The sequence below is a fragment of the Nitrospina sp. 32_T5 genome, from assembly GCF_052156635.1.
Classification (GTDB): domain Bacteria; phylum Nitrospinota; class Nitrospinia; order Nitrospinales; family Nitrospinaceae; genus Nitrospina.
This window is the reverse complement of the sequence record NZ_JBQKUO010000005.1, coordinates 53,143-69,895: the sequence shown is the minus strand read 5'-3', so window position 1 is coordinate 69,895 and position 16,753 is coordinate 53,143. Positions and strand designations below refer to the sequence as shown.

Annotated in this window: 19 protein-coding genes; 14 read left to right on the top strand and 5 right to left on the bottom strand. The window is 58.2% G+C overall.

Translation table 11 applies throughout. The features are described 5' to 3' along the window. Positions 1-65: 65 nt before the first annotated feature. The 3 genes from ACTRW9_RS13355 to ACTRW9_RS13345 form a co-directional block, all read right to left on the bottom strand. On the bottom strand, positions 66-590 hold the full coding sequence (locus ACTRW9_RS13355) for a hypothetical protein (RefSeq protein WP_442429727.1): 525 nt from the start codon (positions 588-590) through the stop codon (positions 66-68). A gap of 249 nt (positions 591-839) precedes the next feature. Beyond that, entirely contained in the window at positions 840-1,481 is a 642-nt protein-coding gene (locus ACTRW9_RS13350; protein WP_005009410.1) for a VWA domain-containing protein, read from the bottom strand. After that, positions 1,478-2,986, bottom strand: a complete 1,509-nt coding sequence (locus ACTRW9_RS13345; RefSeq protein WP_442427687.1) for a hypothetical protein — start codon at positions 2,984-2,986, stop codon at positions 1,478-1,480. Before ACTRW9_RS13345 ends, ACTRW9_RS13350 begins: the two co-directional genes overlap by 4 nt. Here ACTRW9_RS13345 and ACTRW9_RS13340 point away from each other — a divergent pair. Further along, positions 2,985-3,275, top strand: a complete 291-nt coding sequence (locus ACTRW9_RS13340) for a hypothetical protein (RefSeq protein ID WP_442429726.1) — start codon at positions 2,985-2,987, stop codon at positions 3,273-3,275. The genes ACTRW9_RS13345 and ACTRW9_RS13340 overlap by 2 nt on opposite strands. Before the next feature lie 117 nt (positions 3,276-3,392). Here ACTRW9_RS13340 and ACTRW9_RS13335 read toward each other — a convergent pair whose 3' ends face one another. Together ACTRW9_RS13335 and ACTRW9_RS13330 are read right to left on the bottom strand one after the other, a co-directional pair. Beyond that, positions 3,393-4,925, bottom strand: coding sequence for a YifB family Mg chelatase-like AAA ATPase (locus ACTRW9_RS13335; protein WP_442429725.1), 1,533 nt, complete (start codon positions 4,923-4,925; stop codon positions 3,393-3,395). A 209-nt stretch (positions 4,926-5,134) separates the two neighbouring features. Continuing rightward, complete coding sequence (locus tag ACTRW9_RS13330) at positions 5,135-6,148, bottom strand: Vgb family protein (protein WP_442429724.1); 1,014 nt, start codon at positions 6,146-6,148, stop codon at positions 5,135-5,137. Between the two features lie 193 nt (positions 6,149-6,341). Between ACTRW9_RS13330 and ACTRW9_RS13325 the strand changes: the two genes are divergently transcribed. From ACTRW9_RS13325 to ACTRW9_RS13265, 13 genes are all read left to right on the top strand, one after another. Then, positions 6,342-6,533, top strand: coding sequence for a hypothetical protein (locus ACTRW9_RS13325; RefSeq protein ID WP_442429723.1), 192 nt, complete (start codon positions 6,342-6,344; stop codon positions 6,531-6,533). A gap of 23 nt (positions 6,534-6,556) precedes the next feature. Further along, positions 6,557-6,760: a YgaP family membrane protein gene (locus ACTRW9_RS13320; protein WP_442429722.1), complete on the top strand. Its 204-nt coding sequence runs from the start codon at positions 6,557-6,559 to the stop codon at positions 6,758-6,760. 32 nt (positions 6,761-6,792) lie between these two features. After that, the gene (gene sugE / locus ACTRW9_RS13315) at positions 6,793-7,110 is read left to right on the top strand and encodes a quaternary ammonium compound efflux SMR transporter SugE (protein WP_005009418.1); all 318 of its coding nucleotides are present in this window, start codon (positions 6,793-6,795) and stop codon (positions 7,108-7,110) included. A 41-nt stretch (positions 7,111-7,151) separates the two neighbouring features. Beyond that, positions 7,152-7,625 carry a DUF2269 family protein gene (locus ACTRW9_RS13310; protein ID WP_442429721.1) on the top strand — a complete coding sequence of 158 codons (474 nt, stop codon included), beginning with the start codon at positions 7,152-7,154 and terminating at the stop codon, positions 7,623-7,625. 3 nt (positions 7,626-7,628) lie between these two features. Continuing rightward, entirely contained in the window at positions 7,629-8,135 is a 507-nt protein-coding gene (locus ACTRW9_RS13305) for a pentapeptide repeat-containing protein (RefSeq protein ID WP_442429720.1), read from the top strand. Continuing rightward, positions 8,135-8,548 carry a pentapeptide repeat-containing protein gene (locus tag ACTRW9_RS13300; protein ID WP_442429719.1) on the top strand — a complete coding sequence of 138 codons (414 nt, stop codon included), beginning with the start codon at positions 8,135-8,137 and terminating at the stop codon, positions 8,546-8,548. Before ACTRW9_RS13305 ends, ACTRW9_RS13300 begins: the two co-directional genes overlap by 1 nt. A 271-nt stretch (positions 8,549-8,819) precedes the next feature. Continuing rightward, positions 8,820-9,104 (top strand): hypothetical protein, encoded by a 285-nt coding sequence (locus ACTRW9_RS13295; RefSeq protein ID WP_442429718.1) that lies wholly within the window; start codon positions 8,820-8,822, stop codon positions 9,102-9,104. A 333-nt stretch (positions 9,105-9,437) separates the two neighbouring features. Then, entirely contained in the window at positions 9,438-9,698 is a 261-nt protein-coding gene (locus ACTRW9_RS13290; protein ID WP_442429717.1) for a hypothetical protein, read from the top strand. A gap of 339 nt (positions 9,699-10,037) precedes the next feature. Then, positions 10,038-10,376 (top strand): hypothetical protein, encoded by a 339-nt coding sequence (locus ACTRW9_RS13285; protein WP_442429716.1) that lies wholly within the window; start codon positions 10,038-10,040, stop codon positions 10,374-10,376. A gap of 114 nt (positions 10,377-10,490) precedes the next feature. Continuing rightward, positions 10,491-10,781: a hypothetical protein gene (locus tag ACTRW9_RS13280; RefSeq protein WP_442429715.1), complete on the top strand. Its 291-nt coding sequence runs from the start codon at positions 10,491-10,493 to the stop codon at positions 10,779-10,781. A 129-nt stretch (positions 10,782-10,910) separates the two neighbouring features. Then, on the top strand, positions 10,911-12,317 hold the full coding sequence (locus ACTRW9_RS13275; protein WP_442429714.1) for a glycosyltransferase family 87 protein: 1,407 nt from the start codon (positions 10,911-10,913) through the stop codon (positions 12,315-12,317). A gap of 377 nt (positions 12,318-12,694) precedes the next feature. Next, entirely contained in the window at positions 12,695-13,963 is a 1,269-nt protein-coding gene (locus ACTRW9_RS13270; protein WP_442429713.1) for an ATP citrate lyase citrate-binding domain-containing protein, read from the top strand. 31 nt (positions 13,964-13,994) lie between these two features. Then, entirely contained in the window at positions 13,995-16,709 is a 2,715-nt protein-coding gene (locus ACTRW9_RS13265; protein WP_442429712.1) for a CoA-binding protein, read from the top strand. The last annotated feature ends 44 nt before the right edge of the window (positions 16,710-16,753 follow it).

Here is a 16,753-nt window from a genome sequence, read left to right as displayed (position 1 = left end):
TTGTGTGCCGGCCTCCTTCTGCGTTTCGGCTGTGAAATGAAACCCTGGCCGGTTTCCCGGTCGTTTTATCGGCTTGACGGCGGGCGGCCACCGGGCACGGGTTGATTGCCTGGAGTTTCGATGGATTGTGTGCCAGCCGATTCCTCCTTGCCGGGGAGCGGGGTGTTTCCCAGGTGGATGGGTTCGGGCACCGTTTCCTCATCTTCACGATGGACTGCAATGACGCGGTTCCCCGGCCCGTACACCACCGACATTTCATGGTCGTCGCCCATCATGAGTTCGCGCGGAGTGGCGATGATTTCCCACAGCAGAATGGAATAGACGTCGAGCGCGAAGTTGGCCAGGGCGCGGTCGCCATTCGGCGCGTTGCCCAGTTCGTAACGATACCAGTCCGTGCGCTGGCCGCTTTGCTGGTCCGTGTGAAAAGGGGTTCCCAGTTCCTTCTCCACCATGGACCGGGAGGCGCCGGGTTGGATGACGGCAAAGTTGGGTTCCGGGTCGCCGGATAAAGCCATGATGACGGAACAGCCGGAAGTCATAAACAGGATTGCGAGAAAAGCGATGCCGTGAAGGGCGTGGCGTTTAAACATGGCGGGTTTCTCCATAATTCAGCGGAATGAATTCGTACCGAAAGTCCGAAAAGAATTGTCACCGATCTGCGGAATTTTTGAAAGTATTTTTGAAACCCGGGGCATAAAGAGAATTGCCTTCTGCGCGAAAACCCGACCGGAGTTCAACAAGGCGGGCCGCACCGGCACCCTCCCGCCACCGGTGGGGGGTGGCGGGCGCCTGAGATGGGGATGCCAGTGCGGCGCCTGGTTGAAACATTCGTGAACCGGTTACAGCATCAGGGCGTCTTCGCGGTCGAGGTCGTTGACCACTTCCCAATTACCGCCTCCGGTCTCCACCTTCTGCTGCCAGATTTTCAACCGGTCCACGTACTCTTCCGGATTCACGTTGTCGGCGCGCAGTTTGGTCACGTTCAGCGCGCGCACCTTGAATCCGTCGAGGGTGAACTTGAGGTTGCGGTTGTAACCCTCCGGGAGTTCCTCCTTGAGATCGGAGTAGATGAGGATGTGCTTGTTCGAGGCCTCGACTTCATTCAGGTACTCGATGGCCTGGAACAACCCGCCGGAGATGTCGGTGTACTGGCTGCCTTTCACTTTCTCAACGAAGTCGTTGACGATCTCCGCGAACTTGCGTTTCTGCGCGTTGGCCACAGACGGCCGCGAGTCGAACGTCACCTTGGCGACGATGTCCTTCTCGCTGAAGCTGGCGCTGTCGATGCGCGCCACGGCCATGGTGTCACCGGGACCGAGCGTCCCCAGCAGGTAGTTGATGATCTGCTGGGCCTTCCTCAACTCCTTCGTGTAGGTACCGGATGTGTCGAGCAGAAGGTACACGCCCCGGCTGTTTGAGGCCTGCTCGGCGCATCCGTAGAAAAACAGGATGCATAACAGAACTGAAATCATTCGTTTCATTTTGCCACCTGTTCGATTCGGGTTTTAGAATCCATCAGCATCTCCGCGGTGGGCGGGGTTCCACTGCCCGCTTCGCCGGAGGATTTTTGACGGGTTTTCAACATCTGCTCCAGCCACAAAGGCAGGAAGATGAAGATGTCGTATACATGGGTCATCAACAGACCCAGGTTTTTGAAGCCGCTCCCAAGAATGCGGAACAGCACCGCGAGACTGCGGATGGTCAACGCCAGCAGGTCGCCGAACACACTGCGGCAGGAGTGCATGAGCGTCTCCAGCGGAATGGCGACGAAGGTCAGGGCGAAGGGCAGGATGAAGCCCATCACCATCTGGCCGAGCATCGGAATCCACGAATTGACGCCGCTCACCGGCACCGCTTCCAGCTCACCGCCGGTGGCCGTCAGCGAATGACGGAGCGCGCTCAGGTCCATGGCGATCTGGTCGCGCATGAACGCCAGCGCGGCTTCCACACACGCCAGCGTGAAAAGGATGCCGAAGGTGACCCAGATCATGCGGATGCGCAGGCGGTCGTCCATGGTGCCAATCACCGGGAACAGGCGCGTGAAGCGCAAGGCTTCCATTAAAAACAGGCCCATCGACATCTCGACGAAGATGATGACGAGCGCCGCGATGTCCGACACCTTCATGCCGCCGATCTGCGCCGTGGAGCCGACCATCTCGGACATGGGCAAAGCGATCAGGTTGAAGTTGATGATGGCGCCGCCGGTGGCGATGAGTACGACGAGCAACGATACAGCAAACTGCACCGCCGCCGAGGCGCGCAAAGTCCGTTCCGCCTTGTCGGTCTTGTTGATGATCTCGACGTAGCGGTCCATGTGCTGGTCAATGTCGCGGGCGCGGTCGAGCAGGCCGCGCAGGGTTTTACCGACTTCGTCCACGGAGTTGACGAGTTTTCTCCAGTACGGACGCAGGGTCTGCAACAGGGCGTGACGTTTGGCCACACTGTCGCGGTATTCGCGCACCACTTCGCGGTGGTGTTTCTCCGACGCTTCATGGATGCTCTTCAGAATGTTGGCGGTCAGCGGGTTGTTCTTGTGGTCGACTTTCAGCTTCGCCACCACCTCGACGGCCTCGATCCATTCCGGCGTCGGCGGCACTTCCTGCCCGCACTGCTTGTAGTCCTCCTCGATCTGCGTGATCTGGTCGGCGATGACCTTTTGCAGTTCGGGGTAGCGGGCGAGGTCGCGTTCGACCACTGCGTTCACGCGGAAGAACTCGCGTTCGATCTTGCGTTCCATGTGGTCCTGCCCCAACTCCAGCAGGACTTCCTTGTTGCGTTCGCACAGGCGTTTCTCGGCTTTGAACAGCGAGCGGGACGCCAGGCGGAAGCCGGAGTACACCGTCGCCACCATACGCTGGAGTCCGGCGTGCACGGGCTTGCGTCCCATGTACAGGGCCATCATCGCCACAAGTATCAACATCGCGGACCATCCGGGCTGGTTGGCCAGCAGGGTCCATAACGTGTTTTGGTTTTCGGGCTGGTTCATGATTTCCTCTCAGGTCATGGTTGTGAAAAACCAATCCATGGAAAACGGATTCCCTTTCCATTCGGTTTCATGCCTGTTAAATGTGGCAATTCGCGTACCAAACAGGAGGGAAACGCTAATCTTTTGGAAAGGGATTGGTTTTCGCCGTGCAAGGGGAATGTTGATTTTAAGAATCAACTGGCGGGGAGAGGAAAGCGTCAAAAACGGTAACAAAAATGGTCACAGGAGTTATGATTTTCTGCCCAATAATCAGAAAATCAGAGCCATTGCCGCAGCGCCCGGATTTTGACGGGGAAAGTGAGTGTGTTGGATTGTTGGTGGTGGTGCAGACGAAAAACCGAAACCGATTCGAGTTGCCAAAAGAAATTTTTGCAGGAGTATGCGGGGCGTTGATTGCGCGTTTACGTTACTGCCAGTTTTCTTTGTCGAGGGTGCGGTACTGGATGGCTTCGGCGATGTGTTCGGCGGCGACGGCGTCGTCGCCGGCCAGGTCGGCAATCGTCCGCGCGACTTTTAAAATGCGGTCGTGAGCGCGGGCGCTCATGCCCATCTTGTCGATGGCCGTGGACATGATCTTCTGCGATGCGGCGTCCAGCGGGCAGTGCGTCTTGATCTGTTTCGAACTCATCGATGCGTTGGAAAAAATCTTCGATCCGGAAAACCGTTGCAATTGCCGCGCACGCGCCTGCTGCACGCGCTCGCGCAGGATGGCCGACGGTTCGCCCACCGTGTTCGACGCGAGGTCCTTGTACTCGACGGCGGGCACCTGGATGTGGATGTCGATGCGGTCCATCATCGGCCCGGAAATGCGCGACACGTATTTCTTGATCTGCGGCGGCGTGCACTGGCATTCGCGTTTGGGATCGGTGCGGTAACCGCAGGGGCAGGGATTCATCGCCGCCACCAGCATGAAGCCGGTGGGGAAGGTCAGCGACCCCGACGCGCGCGAGATGCACACCTGCCGGTCCTCCATTGGTTGCCGCAACACCTCCAGCGCGTTGCGTTTGAACTCCGGCAGTTCGTCGAGAAACAAGACGCCGTTGTGCGCCAGCGAGACCTCACCCGGCATCGGCACCTTGCCACCGCCGATCAGTCCCGCATCCGAAATCGTGTGGTGCGGCGACCGAAACGGCCGCGTGGCGAGAAGCCCCTTACCGTTGTTCATGAGGCCGAGCACGCTGTGGATTTTCGTCGTTTCGATGGCTTCGTCCAGCGTGAGCGGCGGCAGGATGGTGGGCAGGCGCTTGGCCAGCATGGATTTGCCCGATCCCGGTGGCCCGATGAGGATGATGTTGTGGCCGCCCGCGGCGGCGATCTCCAGCGCGCGCTTCACGTGGTACTGGCCCTTGACGTCGGTGAAATCGAGGTCGTACGCCGAATGCTCGCGGTACTCGCCTTCCGGGTCCTTGGTCACCGGCTCCAGTTCCAGCTCGCCGTTCAAAAACGCCAGCGCTTCCGGCAACGTTTCCAGCGGATAAACTTTGAGACCCGACACCACCGCCGCTTCGGCGGCGTTGGCTTTGGGGAGCAGGATGCCTTCGACTCCCGCCTTCTTCGCCTGTGCGGCGATCGACAGCGTGCCCTTGATCGGTTTCACCCGTCCGTCGAGCGAAAGTTCTCCCAGGATCAGGTAGCGGTGCAGGTGGTCGGGTTTGACGATGCCGTCGGCGGCGAGAATGCCCAGCGCGATGGGCAGGTCGAAGGCGGAGCCTTCTTTTTTGATGTCGGCGGGCGCGAGGTTGACGGTGATGCGCCTGACCGGAAACTCCAGCCGCGTGTTGCGGATGGCGGCGGCGACGCGATCCGAGCTTTCCTTCACCGCCGCGTCGGGCAGGCCGACGATGGACATCCCCGGCAGTCCGGGTGACAGGTGAACCTCGACTTCGACGACGTAGCCATCGATGCCCAGCACTGCGCCGCTCTGCACCCGGGAGATCATGCTGTGCCCCTCGCACGTGAAGGAAGTTGGAAAATAATCGGTATGTCAATTTAATGCAAAAGCGCGCGCGATGGAACCAAAAAGCGGCCTGCCGTGGAAACGCGGGATGGTTTGCTTAGGGAGTTTTCAACCGGGTGCTGGGGAAGTTCCCAATTTCCTCCCCTCCTTACCAGGGAGGGGATTGAGGGGGAGGTTCTGGAGCGTTTCCCTTATTCCTGTTTTCCAATACGGGCGCGTCCTATGAAATTCGTGTCCTCTCCGAACCAGATGGTTTTTTCACTGGCATCGAACACCATGTGACGCACCGATCCCCCGCGTTCCGGGATCTCCGTGATGTTGATAAATTTCTTTGTGGACGTATCGAATCCCACCAGCCGGTTGGGCATGTTGCCGGTTTCGACCACCCATACCCTGTCTTCATGGTCTACGGTCATGGCATAGGGTCCGGAATCGTCACCACCGGGCAGGGGCCATTCCCTGAATTCCCCGTTTTGAGGATCAAATCGTCCCAGCCTTCCCTGGGCGTAATCCCCATACCAGATCATCCCGTTTGATGTGATTGCAAGCCGTCTCGGGCGGGCGTCCTTGCGGGGCAGTTCGTATTCTTTCAGTTCCATCGTTTCCGGGTTCACGCTGGCGATTTTATTGCTCCCGAACAGCGCAACCCAGGGCCGGTTGTGGGAATCCATCCAGATCCCGTAAGGGAGGGCATTGCGGGTAGGAACCTTTATAAGCCGGACCTCACCCGTTTGGGTGAACAGCTTGCCGATGAAATTGCTTCTCTGGACGGTGAACCAGATATCGCCTGCACCATCAAATACCAGTGTGTGTGGATCCCGGGCCTCCTTGTGCGGCATTTCGAATCGGGTGATGCCGCCGGTATCCGGATCCAGCTTGCCAATGTAAGCGTTGCGGTTTCCTGCAAACCAGATGAATCCAGCCGCATCCACAATCAGATTGTGTGGCCCTGCGCCAGGCCCTAAATCGAACTTTTTGAATGTTCCGGAAGCGGGTTCCAGGTACGCGATGTAACCGCCTTTTTGTCCGCAGAACCAGACACGGCCTTTCGGATCGACAAAAGGGTCTCGCGGCCGGGAATCGTCCCAGGGCACTTCCCACTCTGTAATGGAAACCGTTTCCGCCTGCGCGATGCCACCGGCCGGCACGAACCCGGCCAGCAGGGCAAAGATGGAAAGAATTGCGATGCGCTTCAGTCGATTCATGAGGATTCCGCTCGTAGAAGGTTGATTAAAATAAGTCCCCCTCACATGAATGAAATCGTTTCAAACGAAGCAGCCATCAATGCCCCGCGCTGCGCCCCTCGCACGTGTTTAAAATGGTAGAATAATCCGCATGTCAATTTAATGCAAATGTGCCAGGGATCGAGGCAAAAAGCATTGGTTCGCGGGGGAACGCATGACGAAGCGGGGAGAAGCGAAGTCGAAAAAGAAAAAGACAGGTGCCGGGCATCCCACGAAGGCAATGGGGCAGGGTAAGGAAAAGGATTCGGCGGAGTTGAAGGCCAAACATCCGCAGTCCATGCCTCCGCGCGCGAAAGAAAAAGCAGACGAACTGGCGCGCATCTGGGATGAAGACTTGTGTGAATGATTTTATTTATGGAGGGCATTGCCATGAATACAAAACGCAAACTGCATGACGGGATCGTCGGCGCGGTGCTGACGGCGGGCTCGGCGCTGGCGTACTGGGTGGATCCGTTGTGGATTCTGGTGCCGGGCGTGCTGGGAGTGACGCTGTTGCAAAGCGGGCTCACCGGTTTCTGCCCGCTCTACTTCATCCTCGATAAAACGTGCCGGGAAACGGAGACGGCGGTTTAGGTTTAGCATTCCATTTAAAGAAAGGATTTGGCATGGCGTGGGTGGTGTTGTTTGTGGCGGGATTGTTTGAGGTGGGCTGGGCCGTGGGCCTGAAGTACACGGAAGGGTTCACGAAATTGTGGCCGACGGTGTGGACGGTGGCGAGTATTGTCATCAGCATGGGCCTCTTGGGCCTCGCCCTCAAGCACCTGCCGGTGGGCACGGCGTATGCGGTGTGGACGGGCATCGGCACGCTCGGTACGGCGATCCTGGGCATCTATCTGTTTGGCGAACCCGCAACGGCGTTGCGACTCCTCTGCATTGGCCTCATCACTGTAGGAATCCTCGGATTGCGGTTTGTACCTTCCTGATTTAAACTTGGCCATCGTTTCTCTTTCTGGATTGCTTCGACATGGATTTCACGACTATCAAATTCCTGCACGTGATGAGTGCGGTGGTGCTGTTGGGGACGGGGCTGGGCCTCGCCTTCATGCTGTTCCGCGCCCAGCAGAGCAAGGACACGCAGACGCTCCTGTTCGCGCTCAACAACATTCTCATTGGCGACATCGTGTTCATCGGCCCGGCGCTGTTCGTGCTGTTCGGCTCCGGCCACTGGATGCTTAGAAACGGCGGGCATTCCGTGCGCGAGCCGTGGATGATTGCGTCGCTGGCGCTCATCATGCTGGTCGGGCTGTGCTGGATGATCTCCGTGTTCCTGGAATGGCGCATGCGCAACAACCTGCGCAAGGTGATCGCCGACGGCATCGAGCTGCCGCCGCGCCACACCCTGTTTCACCGCCTGTGGATGGGCCTGGGCGCGGTGGGGTTTTCCTCCGCCGTAGCCATCCTGGTCATGATGGTGACCAAACCCTCGTTCTCCGGGTGACGCATGACGGAAGCGTGGACGCGGGAGACGATTGAAGCGTCGAAGGGGGCGTTGCAGAAGGCGAACCTGTTCGGGCAGAAGCTGGAAGGGGCGGACCTCAAAAACGGTGATTTCACCGAAGCCAACCTGCGCAAAGCCAAACTCATGCAGGCGCACCTGGAAAACGCCAAACTCGTTCGCGCCAGTTTGAGCACCGTCGATTTCACCGGCGCGCATTTAAAGGGGGCCGACCTCTCCCGAGCCGAATGCATCGGCACCAACTTTTCGCAGGCCGACCTCACCGGCGTCAACTTCGACCGGGCCTCAGTCAGCAAGGCGAAGTTCGACGGCGCCAACCTGTCCGGCGCCGAAATGACGAACATCATCAACCTCACCAGCCAGCAGGTGCAGTCGGCGAAAATCGACAAAGCCACGAACCTGCCGCACTACCTCCGCGTGAAATGGATCTCCGAAACCGAATTCGAGTGCCACGACTCGGTCCGCCGCATCGATGAAGACAGGGGGGCGTGATGCTGGAGAAGATGCTGGAAGACCACGCGCTCTGGTTCGAGACCCGCGGCGGTGCCGGCGAACGCGCGGTGCTGAAGGGGGTCGATCTCAGCCACGCCGTGTTGTCCGGCGCGAAGCTGATCGAAGCCGACCTCATGGGCGCGAAACTCGTTAAGGCGGATTTGCGCAAGGCGGACCTGCGCGGCTCCAACCTGCAGGACGCGGATTTGAGGGAGGCGCTTCTGCAGGACGCCAACCTGGAGGAAGCCGACCTCATGATGGCCGACCTGCGCGGCGCGCATCTGGAAAACGTCCGCCTCGGGGGAGCCTACCTGCACGGCGCGGACCTCACCGGCGCGCTGGGCCTGACACCCGAGCAGGTGGACTGCGCATTCCAGGACGCCTCCACCCGCCTCCCCGATTTCCGCAAATGAAAATCGGTATCGATTGAACCACCGGTGGCTTTCCCCCGGTTTTCCACTTTTCCCGCCCGCCGCTCCATTAAAAAAAATTAATGGTGTTTTTCCAACCAGGCCCCATTTTACTTTCAGACGGTGGATGCAAAGCAGCCATTCGACCCGGTACCGTCGGGGTTGGGTGGCGTTTTAGTATCCAGCTTAGGGCGAACCGTAAAGAACAACATTTTCAGTTTCCCCCCGGGGAGCCCCGGGCGGCGAAAACAATTGGAAAGGAAAAGGAAGAGGTATGAAAAGGTTAATCACTGCAGCGAGCATCATGTTTTTGACCCTTGCCGGGTCGGGAATGGCCTTTGCAGAGGAACCGGCTGAAACCGATGCGTTGGATCGTCATTCTGTGTGGTCGTACCAGTTTGAGGGCGGTGAGCAACAGCTCTTGACGGAAGGTTCCAACGAACAGGACAGTCAAAAATCGACCCAGAAAGAATCGGACAACGTGAAGTTGGTGGATTCGATCGACACCAAGATGTACGACAGTTCCAGGAACGTACGCGCCGTGTCCGAGATTGACTGACCATTAGCATGAGTTCGATGATGCCTCTGGCCCTCGATACTCATAATTGAAAACGGCTCCCAATCCGGGGGCCGTTTTCTTTTTTGCGGGTAGGTGCGTAACTCTCTTCTTTTCCCTTTCCCAAAAAAAATCGCGCGTGAGCTTGCCTCCGCAAAATTCCCGTTTTAATAAAATACAGAATCCGGAGTCTTCGCCGGAGAACATCCTGTCCCCCCTGCGTGGGCCCGGACTTCCCAACACTTTGTGTGTTTCTTTCTTTTGATTGTTTTTGTGTGGCTGTCCGTAGTGGGACCGCCGACGGCATGCATTTGAATTTTTGAAAGGAGGATTCTCATGAAGAAGACGATCGCTGTCCTGAGTATGACTTTGCTGCTGGCCGCCTGGTCCGGCGTCGCAATTGCGAATGAGCCGATCGACCTGGACGTTCTGGACCGCAACGCGGTATGGACCAAGAAGTTTGAAGAAAAGGACCAGGGGTCTCAATCCGCTTCCGCTGAAGATGCCGGCGAAATCCGTGCCGAGGCAAAGGATGAAAATGACGCTCCCGTCATGAACGTCCGCCTGGAGGACCGCCCCTGGGCGCGTGTCGGTTGATCTTTTGTTTTCACGGCAAGCATTTTCAAAATACGAAAACGGCTCCCATCACCGGGAGCCGTTTTTTTATAGGAAACTTTGGGGCGTAAACTCGAAAAATTGATTTTCAATTTCAGTGCTTCAATTTTGTGCAGGGGGTTGCGGGCGAGGAAAACCGGGTTTTATGTTGAAAGTGAGAAGGGAATGAGGCCCAACCCGGTGAGCAGGGGACAGGCAGAGCCTGCTTTCACAGTCGCCGGATTGGTTGGGCTTCCCGGGCTGACAGCATCAAGCCGGCCTGTCGGTCTGAGTTCATGAAAGATTGCCGGCATCATTTTGAATACACTCAGGAGGCTATTCATGCGTAAGATCGTTGCCACGACTTCTGCAATTCTATTGACCCTCACGATGGGCGCGTCCATCGGGCTGGCGGATAACCATGTTTCGAATGAAGCCGCCACGAAGATGAAGGGTGATGAATTAATGAAACCCGTGCCGATCAGCAGAGACATCCTGGACCGCCATTCCACGTGGCAGAATGTGCTGGATGACCGCAAGGGCATCGTAAGGGGTCCGGGAGACATTGAGGAAGACAGGCGCGCCCGCGGGGAAAGCGCGGAGGATTTCGACATCCAGGTCAAGGACCTGCATCCCCGCTACCAGAAAAGCGGGTTGAAGTTTGACAACCAGCGCTCGTAACCGACAGCGCTTGCATTTATAAGGAACGGCGGCCCGGAATTTTCCGGGCCGTTTCCTGATCCTGGATTTTGCGATATGCGTTCCTGAATTTTTGAACTGCCAAGGAGGCGTATCATGAAAACCATCATTACCTGGATCATAGCCCTGATTTTGAGTGTCGCCATGGCCGCGCCCGCCGGGGCGGTCAAGCAGACCGAGCCCGAAACGGTCGACCCTGAAAACGTCATCAATCGCCATGCGGTGTGGATGAAGTGGTTCCGTGGGGACCGGGACGTGATCGACAAGGATGATTATGCCGAGACCCTGGTCAAGCAGGGTGCCTCGAAATCCGGGAACGACCTGGAAAAGAGGCAGGCCGAAGGTGGAAGGACTTCCGCACAGGTTGAGGAAGAGGATTCCGCCTGAGGTTGGACCTGGTGGAGGCATAAAAAAGCGGTCCGGCTTTCATGGCCGGGCCGTTTTTTTGTCCGCCGGAACGGGATGAGCTCCCAGCGCGCAATTGAATCGGTCCCGCCACTCTAGTACCATGCGCCAATGGAATCGACCTGGCCACCCTCCCTGCACCGCCGTTTTGTGATTTTCGTTTTCCTCGCGCTCCTCATCTGGGGCGTGACGGATGTGCGTTACCGCGCCAGCCTGCACCCCGACCAGCCGCACAAGCACCGCACCGACTTCACCGTTTACAGTGAAGCGGGTGCGGCGTTCTTCGACGGGCGCGACCCGTACGAAGTGACCAACCCGCGCGGTTGGAAATACCTGTATCCGCCCATGCTCGCGCTTGTGGTGGCGCCTGTGCATGGATTGCCGACGCACTGGCAGGGATTGATCTGGTTCGCCCTGAGCGTCGCTATGCTGTGGGGCTGTTATAAGGAATCCGTGCGCCTTTTGGGACTGGCCTTCCAGGACCGCAGTCTGCATCTTGAAAAACTGAAACCGTATTTACTGCTGGTCGGCGGTTGCGCGTCGGTGGCGGTGTTGTTCCCCATGCTGAATTGCATGCAGAGGGGGCAGATCGGAATCGCCAAAACGTACTTTCTTCTTCTCGGATTCCGGCTGGTGATGGAAAACCGCGGCTGGGTGCGTCCGTTTTTGGGCGGCGTGGCGATGACGGTGGCGGTGGTGCTGAAGATCACCCCCATCGTGCCGGTGAGTTTTGTCGCCTTTCAGGCGGGAGTGGCGTGGTTGCGGAAGGAATCGCGTACCGCCGCCCGGCCGGGATTCTTCGGCGTGATGGCGGGCACCGTGGCGGGGCTCCTGCTGTTATTTCTGATCCTGCCTGCCGGCCTCGTGGGCTGGAATGCCAATCTCAAACACCTGAACACATGGTATTCGAAGGTGGGCAACCAGTCGGTGGAGTTCGACGCCGCCAACAACCTCGACAACCCCTACACCATGCGCAACCAGAGTTTCAGCAACGCCGTGTACCGACTGGGCAACTGGACGGCGCACGTGTTTTTCGGCGGGCCGCCGGATAAAAACGTGCACCTGAAAAAATCCGGTCCCATGCCGATGGACGCCGGCTGGGTTCAAACGACGGTGTTGATCGTAAGAGTGGGGCTGGTTCTGGCCCTGTTTCCATTGGCAATTCGGCTGACAGAATCCGACAGCGTTCTGAATCGTTCGCTGCTGTTCGGGCTCGCCTGCGTGGCGGCCTTGATCGTCTCCCCCGTCGCCCGCGGGCACTATTACATGCTGCAACTGCCGGCGTTGGTCTTCGTTCCGTTATGGCTGTACCAGCGGGGTGAAATCCAATGGGCGAAGCGGATGGCGGTGATTCCCGTAGCACTGTCGCTCCTGCATTATGCCCTGCTTCCGGTGACGGGGAGGCTGGGAGTGTTGGGCATCGGCACCACCGTCTGGTATGTGCTCGCCGTCGCCCGCCTGGTGTCACCTCGCCTCCCGGCAGCCGTAATGGTGGATTCCGGACGCCCCACGGGATAAAACCCCCTGCCGGCAGGCCCTGTGGGCCCCGGTTTCTCGCAAAACATAAATATTTCAAGCAATTCTAGAAGGGGTGGGAAGGCCGGTGGGGAAGGTGGGCCGAGGCCCCCGTCGTCCCGCCGGGGAGGGAACCCGAAGTTTTGAAAAAATAAAGGGTTAAAGGAGCTTCGAGGGATTGACAAAATGATTAATTTTTTTACAATATGATGCTCCAATTTTGAGTTCCCACTCCTTATTCCAAAATCGTTGATAAAGCGAGCGGAACTACCTGAAATTGTTCCTTAAAAACCCAATCTGTGTTTGAAAACGAACCCAATATAAGTTTGTCAATTTTTGAATACGACCAAACCGTAATCCTGACGCAGGAGAAATAAAAAATGCAAATCACCGGAATGCTTTGGGGCCGTAAGTTGCTGGACCTGGTGGAATTCCCCCGGTCCGATGTGCGGGGCCCTGAAATCAGCGTTGATGAAATCAAGGAAATGATCAGCAAGCACGGGCAGGTGTTCATCAAGCCCGTGTTCAAAGGTGGTGTCGGCAAAAAAGGGAAATCCGGCCTCCTCGGCCGCGTCAACAACATTCACGACGCGTTGAAAGAAAAAGAACGTCTCTACTTCGCGACGCACCAGGATGGCAATGCCGTGACGAAAGCCAACGGCGTCACCTTCGAAGGCGGCGTTCCGGCGGACATCGAGGTTTACTTTTCCATCTCCGACAACACCATCTACCGCGCGCCGACGATGACCATCACTCATCACGGTGGTGTGGACATCGAAGAGTTGCCCGAGGACAAGATCGCAGTGGTGCCGTTCGATCCGCTTACCGGGTTGAAAGCCTTTCACGTATCGAATGCCCTGATGAGTCTCGGCGCTCCGCCGCAGATCATCAGCCCCCTGGTTCAGCACCTGCCTAAGTTGTGGGATCTGTACAACAACTACGGCATGCTGATGCTGGAACTGAACCCGATCCGCATGAGCACCGCGGGTGGACGCCTCACCCCGGTGGCGTGCGACTTCAAATGCGCGTTCGATCAGGACGATCCTGCGTGGAAGCGCCTGCATCTGCCGACCGACCTGTTCGCCTCGGACGACTCGGATTTCGAGCAGGAGATCAACCAGCTCCGCACCTACCAGGGGCAGAGCGATGTTTACGTTATCAATGACAAAGGGTCCATCACCGCGCCCACCTTCGGCGGCGGCGCCAATGCGATGGTCACCGAACTGCTGGGCGAAGACGCGACGATTTCTTCCGACTTCGGCGGCAACCCGCCTTACGAGAAGATGCACGACATTTCCCGGATCACGTTCAAATACTGGATGGATCAGTCGAACGTGCTCTTCATCATCGGCGGCAAAGCCAACAACACGGACATTTACGAAACGTTCCGGGCGATGGCCGACGGCATCAAGTGGTATTTCCAGAACTACGGTCCCAAGCCCCTGTTCGTCGTGGTGGGCCGGGGCGGTCCCAACCTCATCAAGGGAATGGGCTACCTGCGGGACACGCTGGATTCGCTGGGCCTGCCGTACCGTTTCTTCGGTCACGACAGCGCCATGTCCGAGGTCATCAATTATGCCAGAGCCGTCAACGACTGGATGAAGAACGGTGGCAAGGAAGAAATCAAAAAAGCTCTGAATATCAAGTAAACGAGTTATCCAACCGGGAGGTTTAAGACTCATGCATAAGCAAGGAATAGGCGATTTTCCCTATTACGTCGGGATCAATTCTCTGGCGGATTTGGCGACCAAGGATGACCGGGTCGTTGTTTTGAATATATTGGGTAAGGAAAGCACCGGGGTCACCCCCATCAGCCACGTGTACTCCGGAGGCAACGTGGTGTTCGGCACCGGTCCGGGCAAGTCCGGCAAGGCCCTGCCCACGAAGGAAGGGAACATTCCCGTTTACAACTCCATCAAGGAAGGCATGGCGGCGGGCCACAAGTTCAACACCGCGGTCGTGTACCTGCCTCCGTCCGGTGTGAAAGACGGCGTGGCCGAAGCGGTGCGCCAGAACCCGGACCTCAAAAAAGTCATCGTCCTCACCGAGAAGGTGTCGGTAAAAGACTCGCGCATCATGCGCGCCATCTGCCAGGCCAACGGCGTGGACCTGTTCGGCGCCAACTGCCTGGGTCTGGCCGATTCCTGGAACCATGTGCGCATCGGCGGCGCGCTGGGCGGCAGTCATCCGGAGGAATCGCTCATCAAGGGATCGGTGGCGATTTTTTCCAACTCCGGCAACTTCACCACCACCATCGCCGTTTACCTGTCCACTGCGGGCTGGGGCACGACGACGTCGGTGTCCAGCGGCAAGGACGTGTACATCCATTTCGGCCCGCATGAGTTCATTCACGGCTTCAACAACGACGATCGTTCCAAGGCGGCCATCATCTACTGCGAGCCGGGCGGGTATTATGAGAAGGGCGTGGAATCCGACAAGCCGATCATCGCCTGCGTGGTGGGTCGCTGGAAAGCGAAACTCACCAAGTCCTGCGGCCATGCGGGTTCGCTGGCCGGTTCGGGCGACGATGCCGTGGCCAAGGAGAATTGGTTCATGGACTACTTCGGAGTGGACGGCATCTACACGCCGGAAAACCCGAAGTTCTCCAAAAAAGGCGCGCTGGTGACCAACATCGCCCACATTCCGGAAGCCTTGACCAAGGTCATGGAACTGCGCGGCGAAAAGCCGGATTTCGAGCCGAAGGGCAGTCTCTCCCTCAAGTGCTGGTTCGGCAACAACAACAGCGCCAAACTGCCGAAAGAGCTGGACGTGCCGGTGGTCGAGGCGATCGATCCGTACAACAAACAGATCGAGGCGCTTCGCGTGCAGGTCGGTGCGATGATCCGCCGCGAGACGTTGAAAGACGCCAGCGGCGCGTCGCGCATGGATCCGAAAACGCAGGTCTCGCAGATTCACGGGGTGTCCATCCTGGATGCATCCACGAAGTCCCTGGAAGAGAACCTTGCGTTTGCGTTGACCAAGAACTACCCGTCCGAGTACGGTCGCGCGCTCGCCAACCTGGCGCTCAATGCCCACGTCGGGCATCACAACCATCCGGCGCTGGCGGCGGCGCAGGCGTCTCGTGACGCGGGCAACTCCCCCAACACGGTGTTGTCGGCGGCGGTGTCGATCATCGGCAGGAAGACCGTGCAGAAATCGCTGGACGCGGCTTCCGGCCTGCTGGAGTTGTTCAAGCTGACTGATATGAACGATCCGGAACAGTCCTTCGACTACAGCGCGCAGTTGAAAGAAGCGGGCAAGTTCAAGGATGCGTTCCTGGGCACCGGAGATGATTGTTCCGACAAGATCATGGATGCGGTGGCCAAGCTTCAGGGCCAGTCCGTGTTCCTGAACTTCCTGCAGGATTTCGCCAAACAGGAAAATGGCAAGGTCAGCGTCGATGCCATCGTCGCAGGCATCTGGGCCACTCTCGCGTGGCGCAGTCTGCGGTCGAAAAAGCTGACGCGCCACACCCTGCAGACGCTTCCGTGGTACAACCGCATCTTCAGCACCATGGTCGGCTGCACCGCCGGTACCGACAAGCACACGGCGGACAGCTTCTGCGGCGTCAAGCTGGACGACATCGTCACCAAGACCAGCTTCACCAAAACCGCGTTCCTGGCGCTCATGGGCCGGGAGCCGGCGGACGGCGAGCTGTTCGAGTTCCAGGTTCTGCTGGGCCTCATCATCACCAACGGCCCGGGCACCATCTCCGCCCAGGGATCGAAGGGGGCGGTGAGCGCGGACGGGCCGGAACAGCCGGACCGGGTGCAGGTCAACAAGAGCATGGTCGGTTTCCTGACGCACACCGGGTTCGCCCACGGCGGCAACGGGTACGAAGCGGCGGCGTTCCTGATCGAGCAGTTCAAGGGCTCCGGCCTCAAGGACCCGGCCGACGCCAACCACGGCATCGACCTCGCCAAGCTGGCGACGGACTATGCTGCGGGGTACGGCAAGTACAAAAAGGAACAGAAGGAACTGGGCAATCTCGAGTACGCCAAGATCCCGTGCGTCAATCACCCGGTGTTCAAGGGCAAGGACGTGAACGTGGACCCGCGTGAGGAATACGTGCAGAAGCTGTTCAAGGACAAGGGCCTGAACAACGTGTTCCTCGACTTCTACCATCACCTGGTGGAAGGGCTGTTCAAGGCCAAGGTCACGAACAACGTCTACTGCGTGAACATCGACGCGGTGATCGCGGTGATCCTGCTCAAGATGGTCTGGGCGGATTACCAGAAAGGCACGATCAAGGAGTCGGACATCGAGACCGCCAGTTTCGCGGCCTTCCTGTTCGGCCGCATGATCGGCTGTGCCGCCGAAGTGGACGACCACACCAACCGGGGACGCAACATGGATACCCGTACCCCGGCCAGTCAGGTCGCATACGTCGGCTGACGGCGTTTCTACCAGCTACAACAATTCAGGGCAGTCCGGATTTC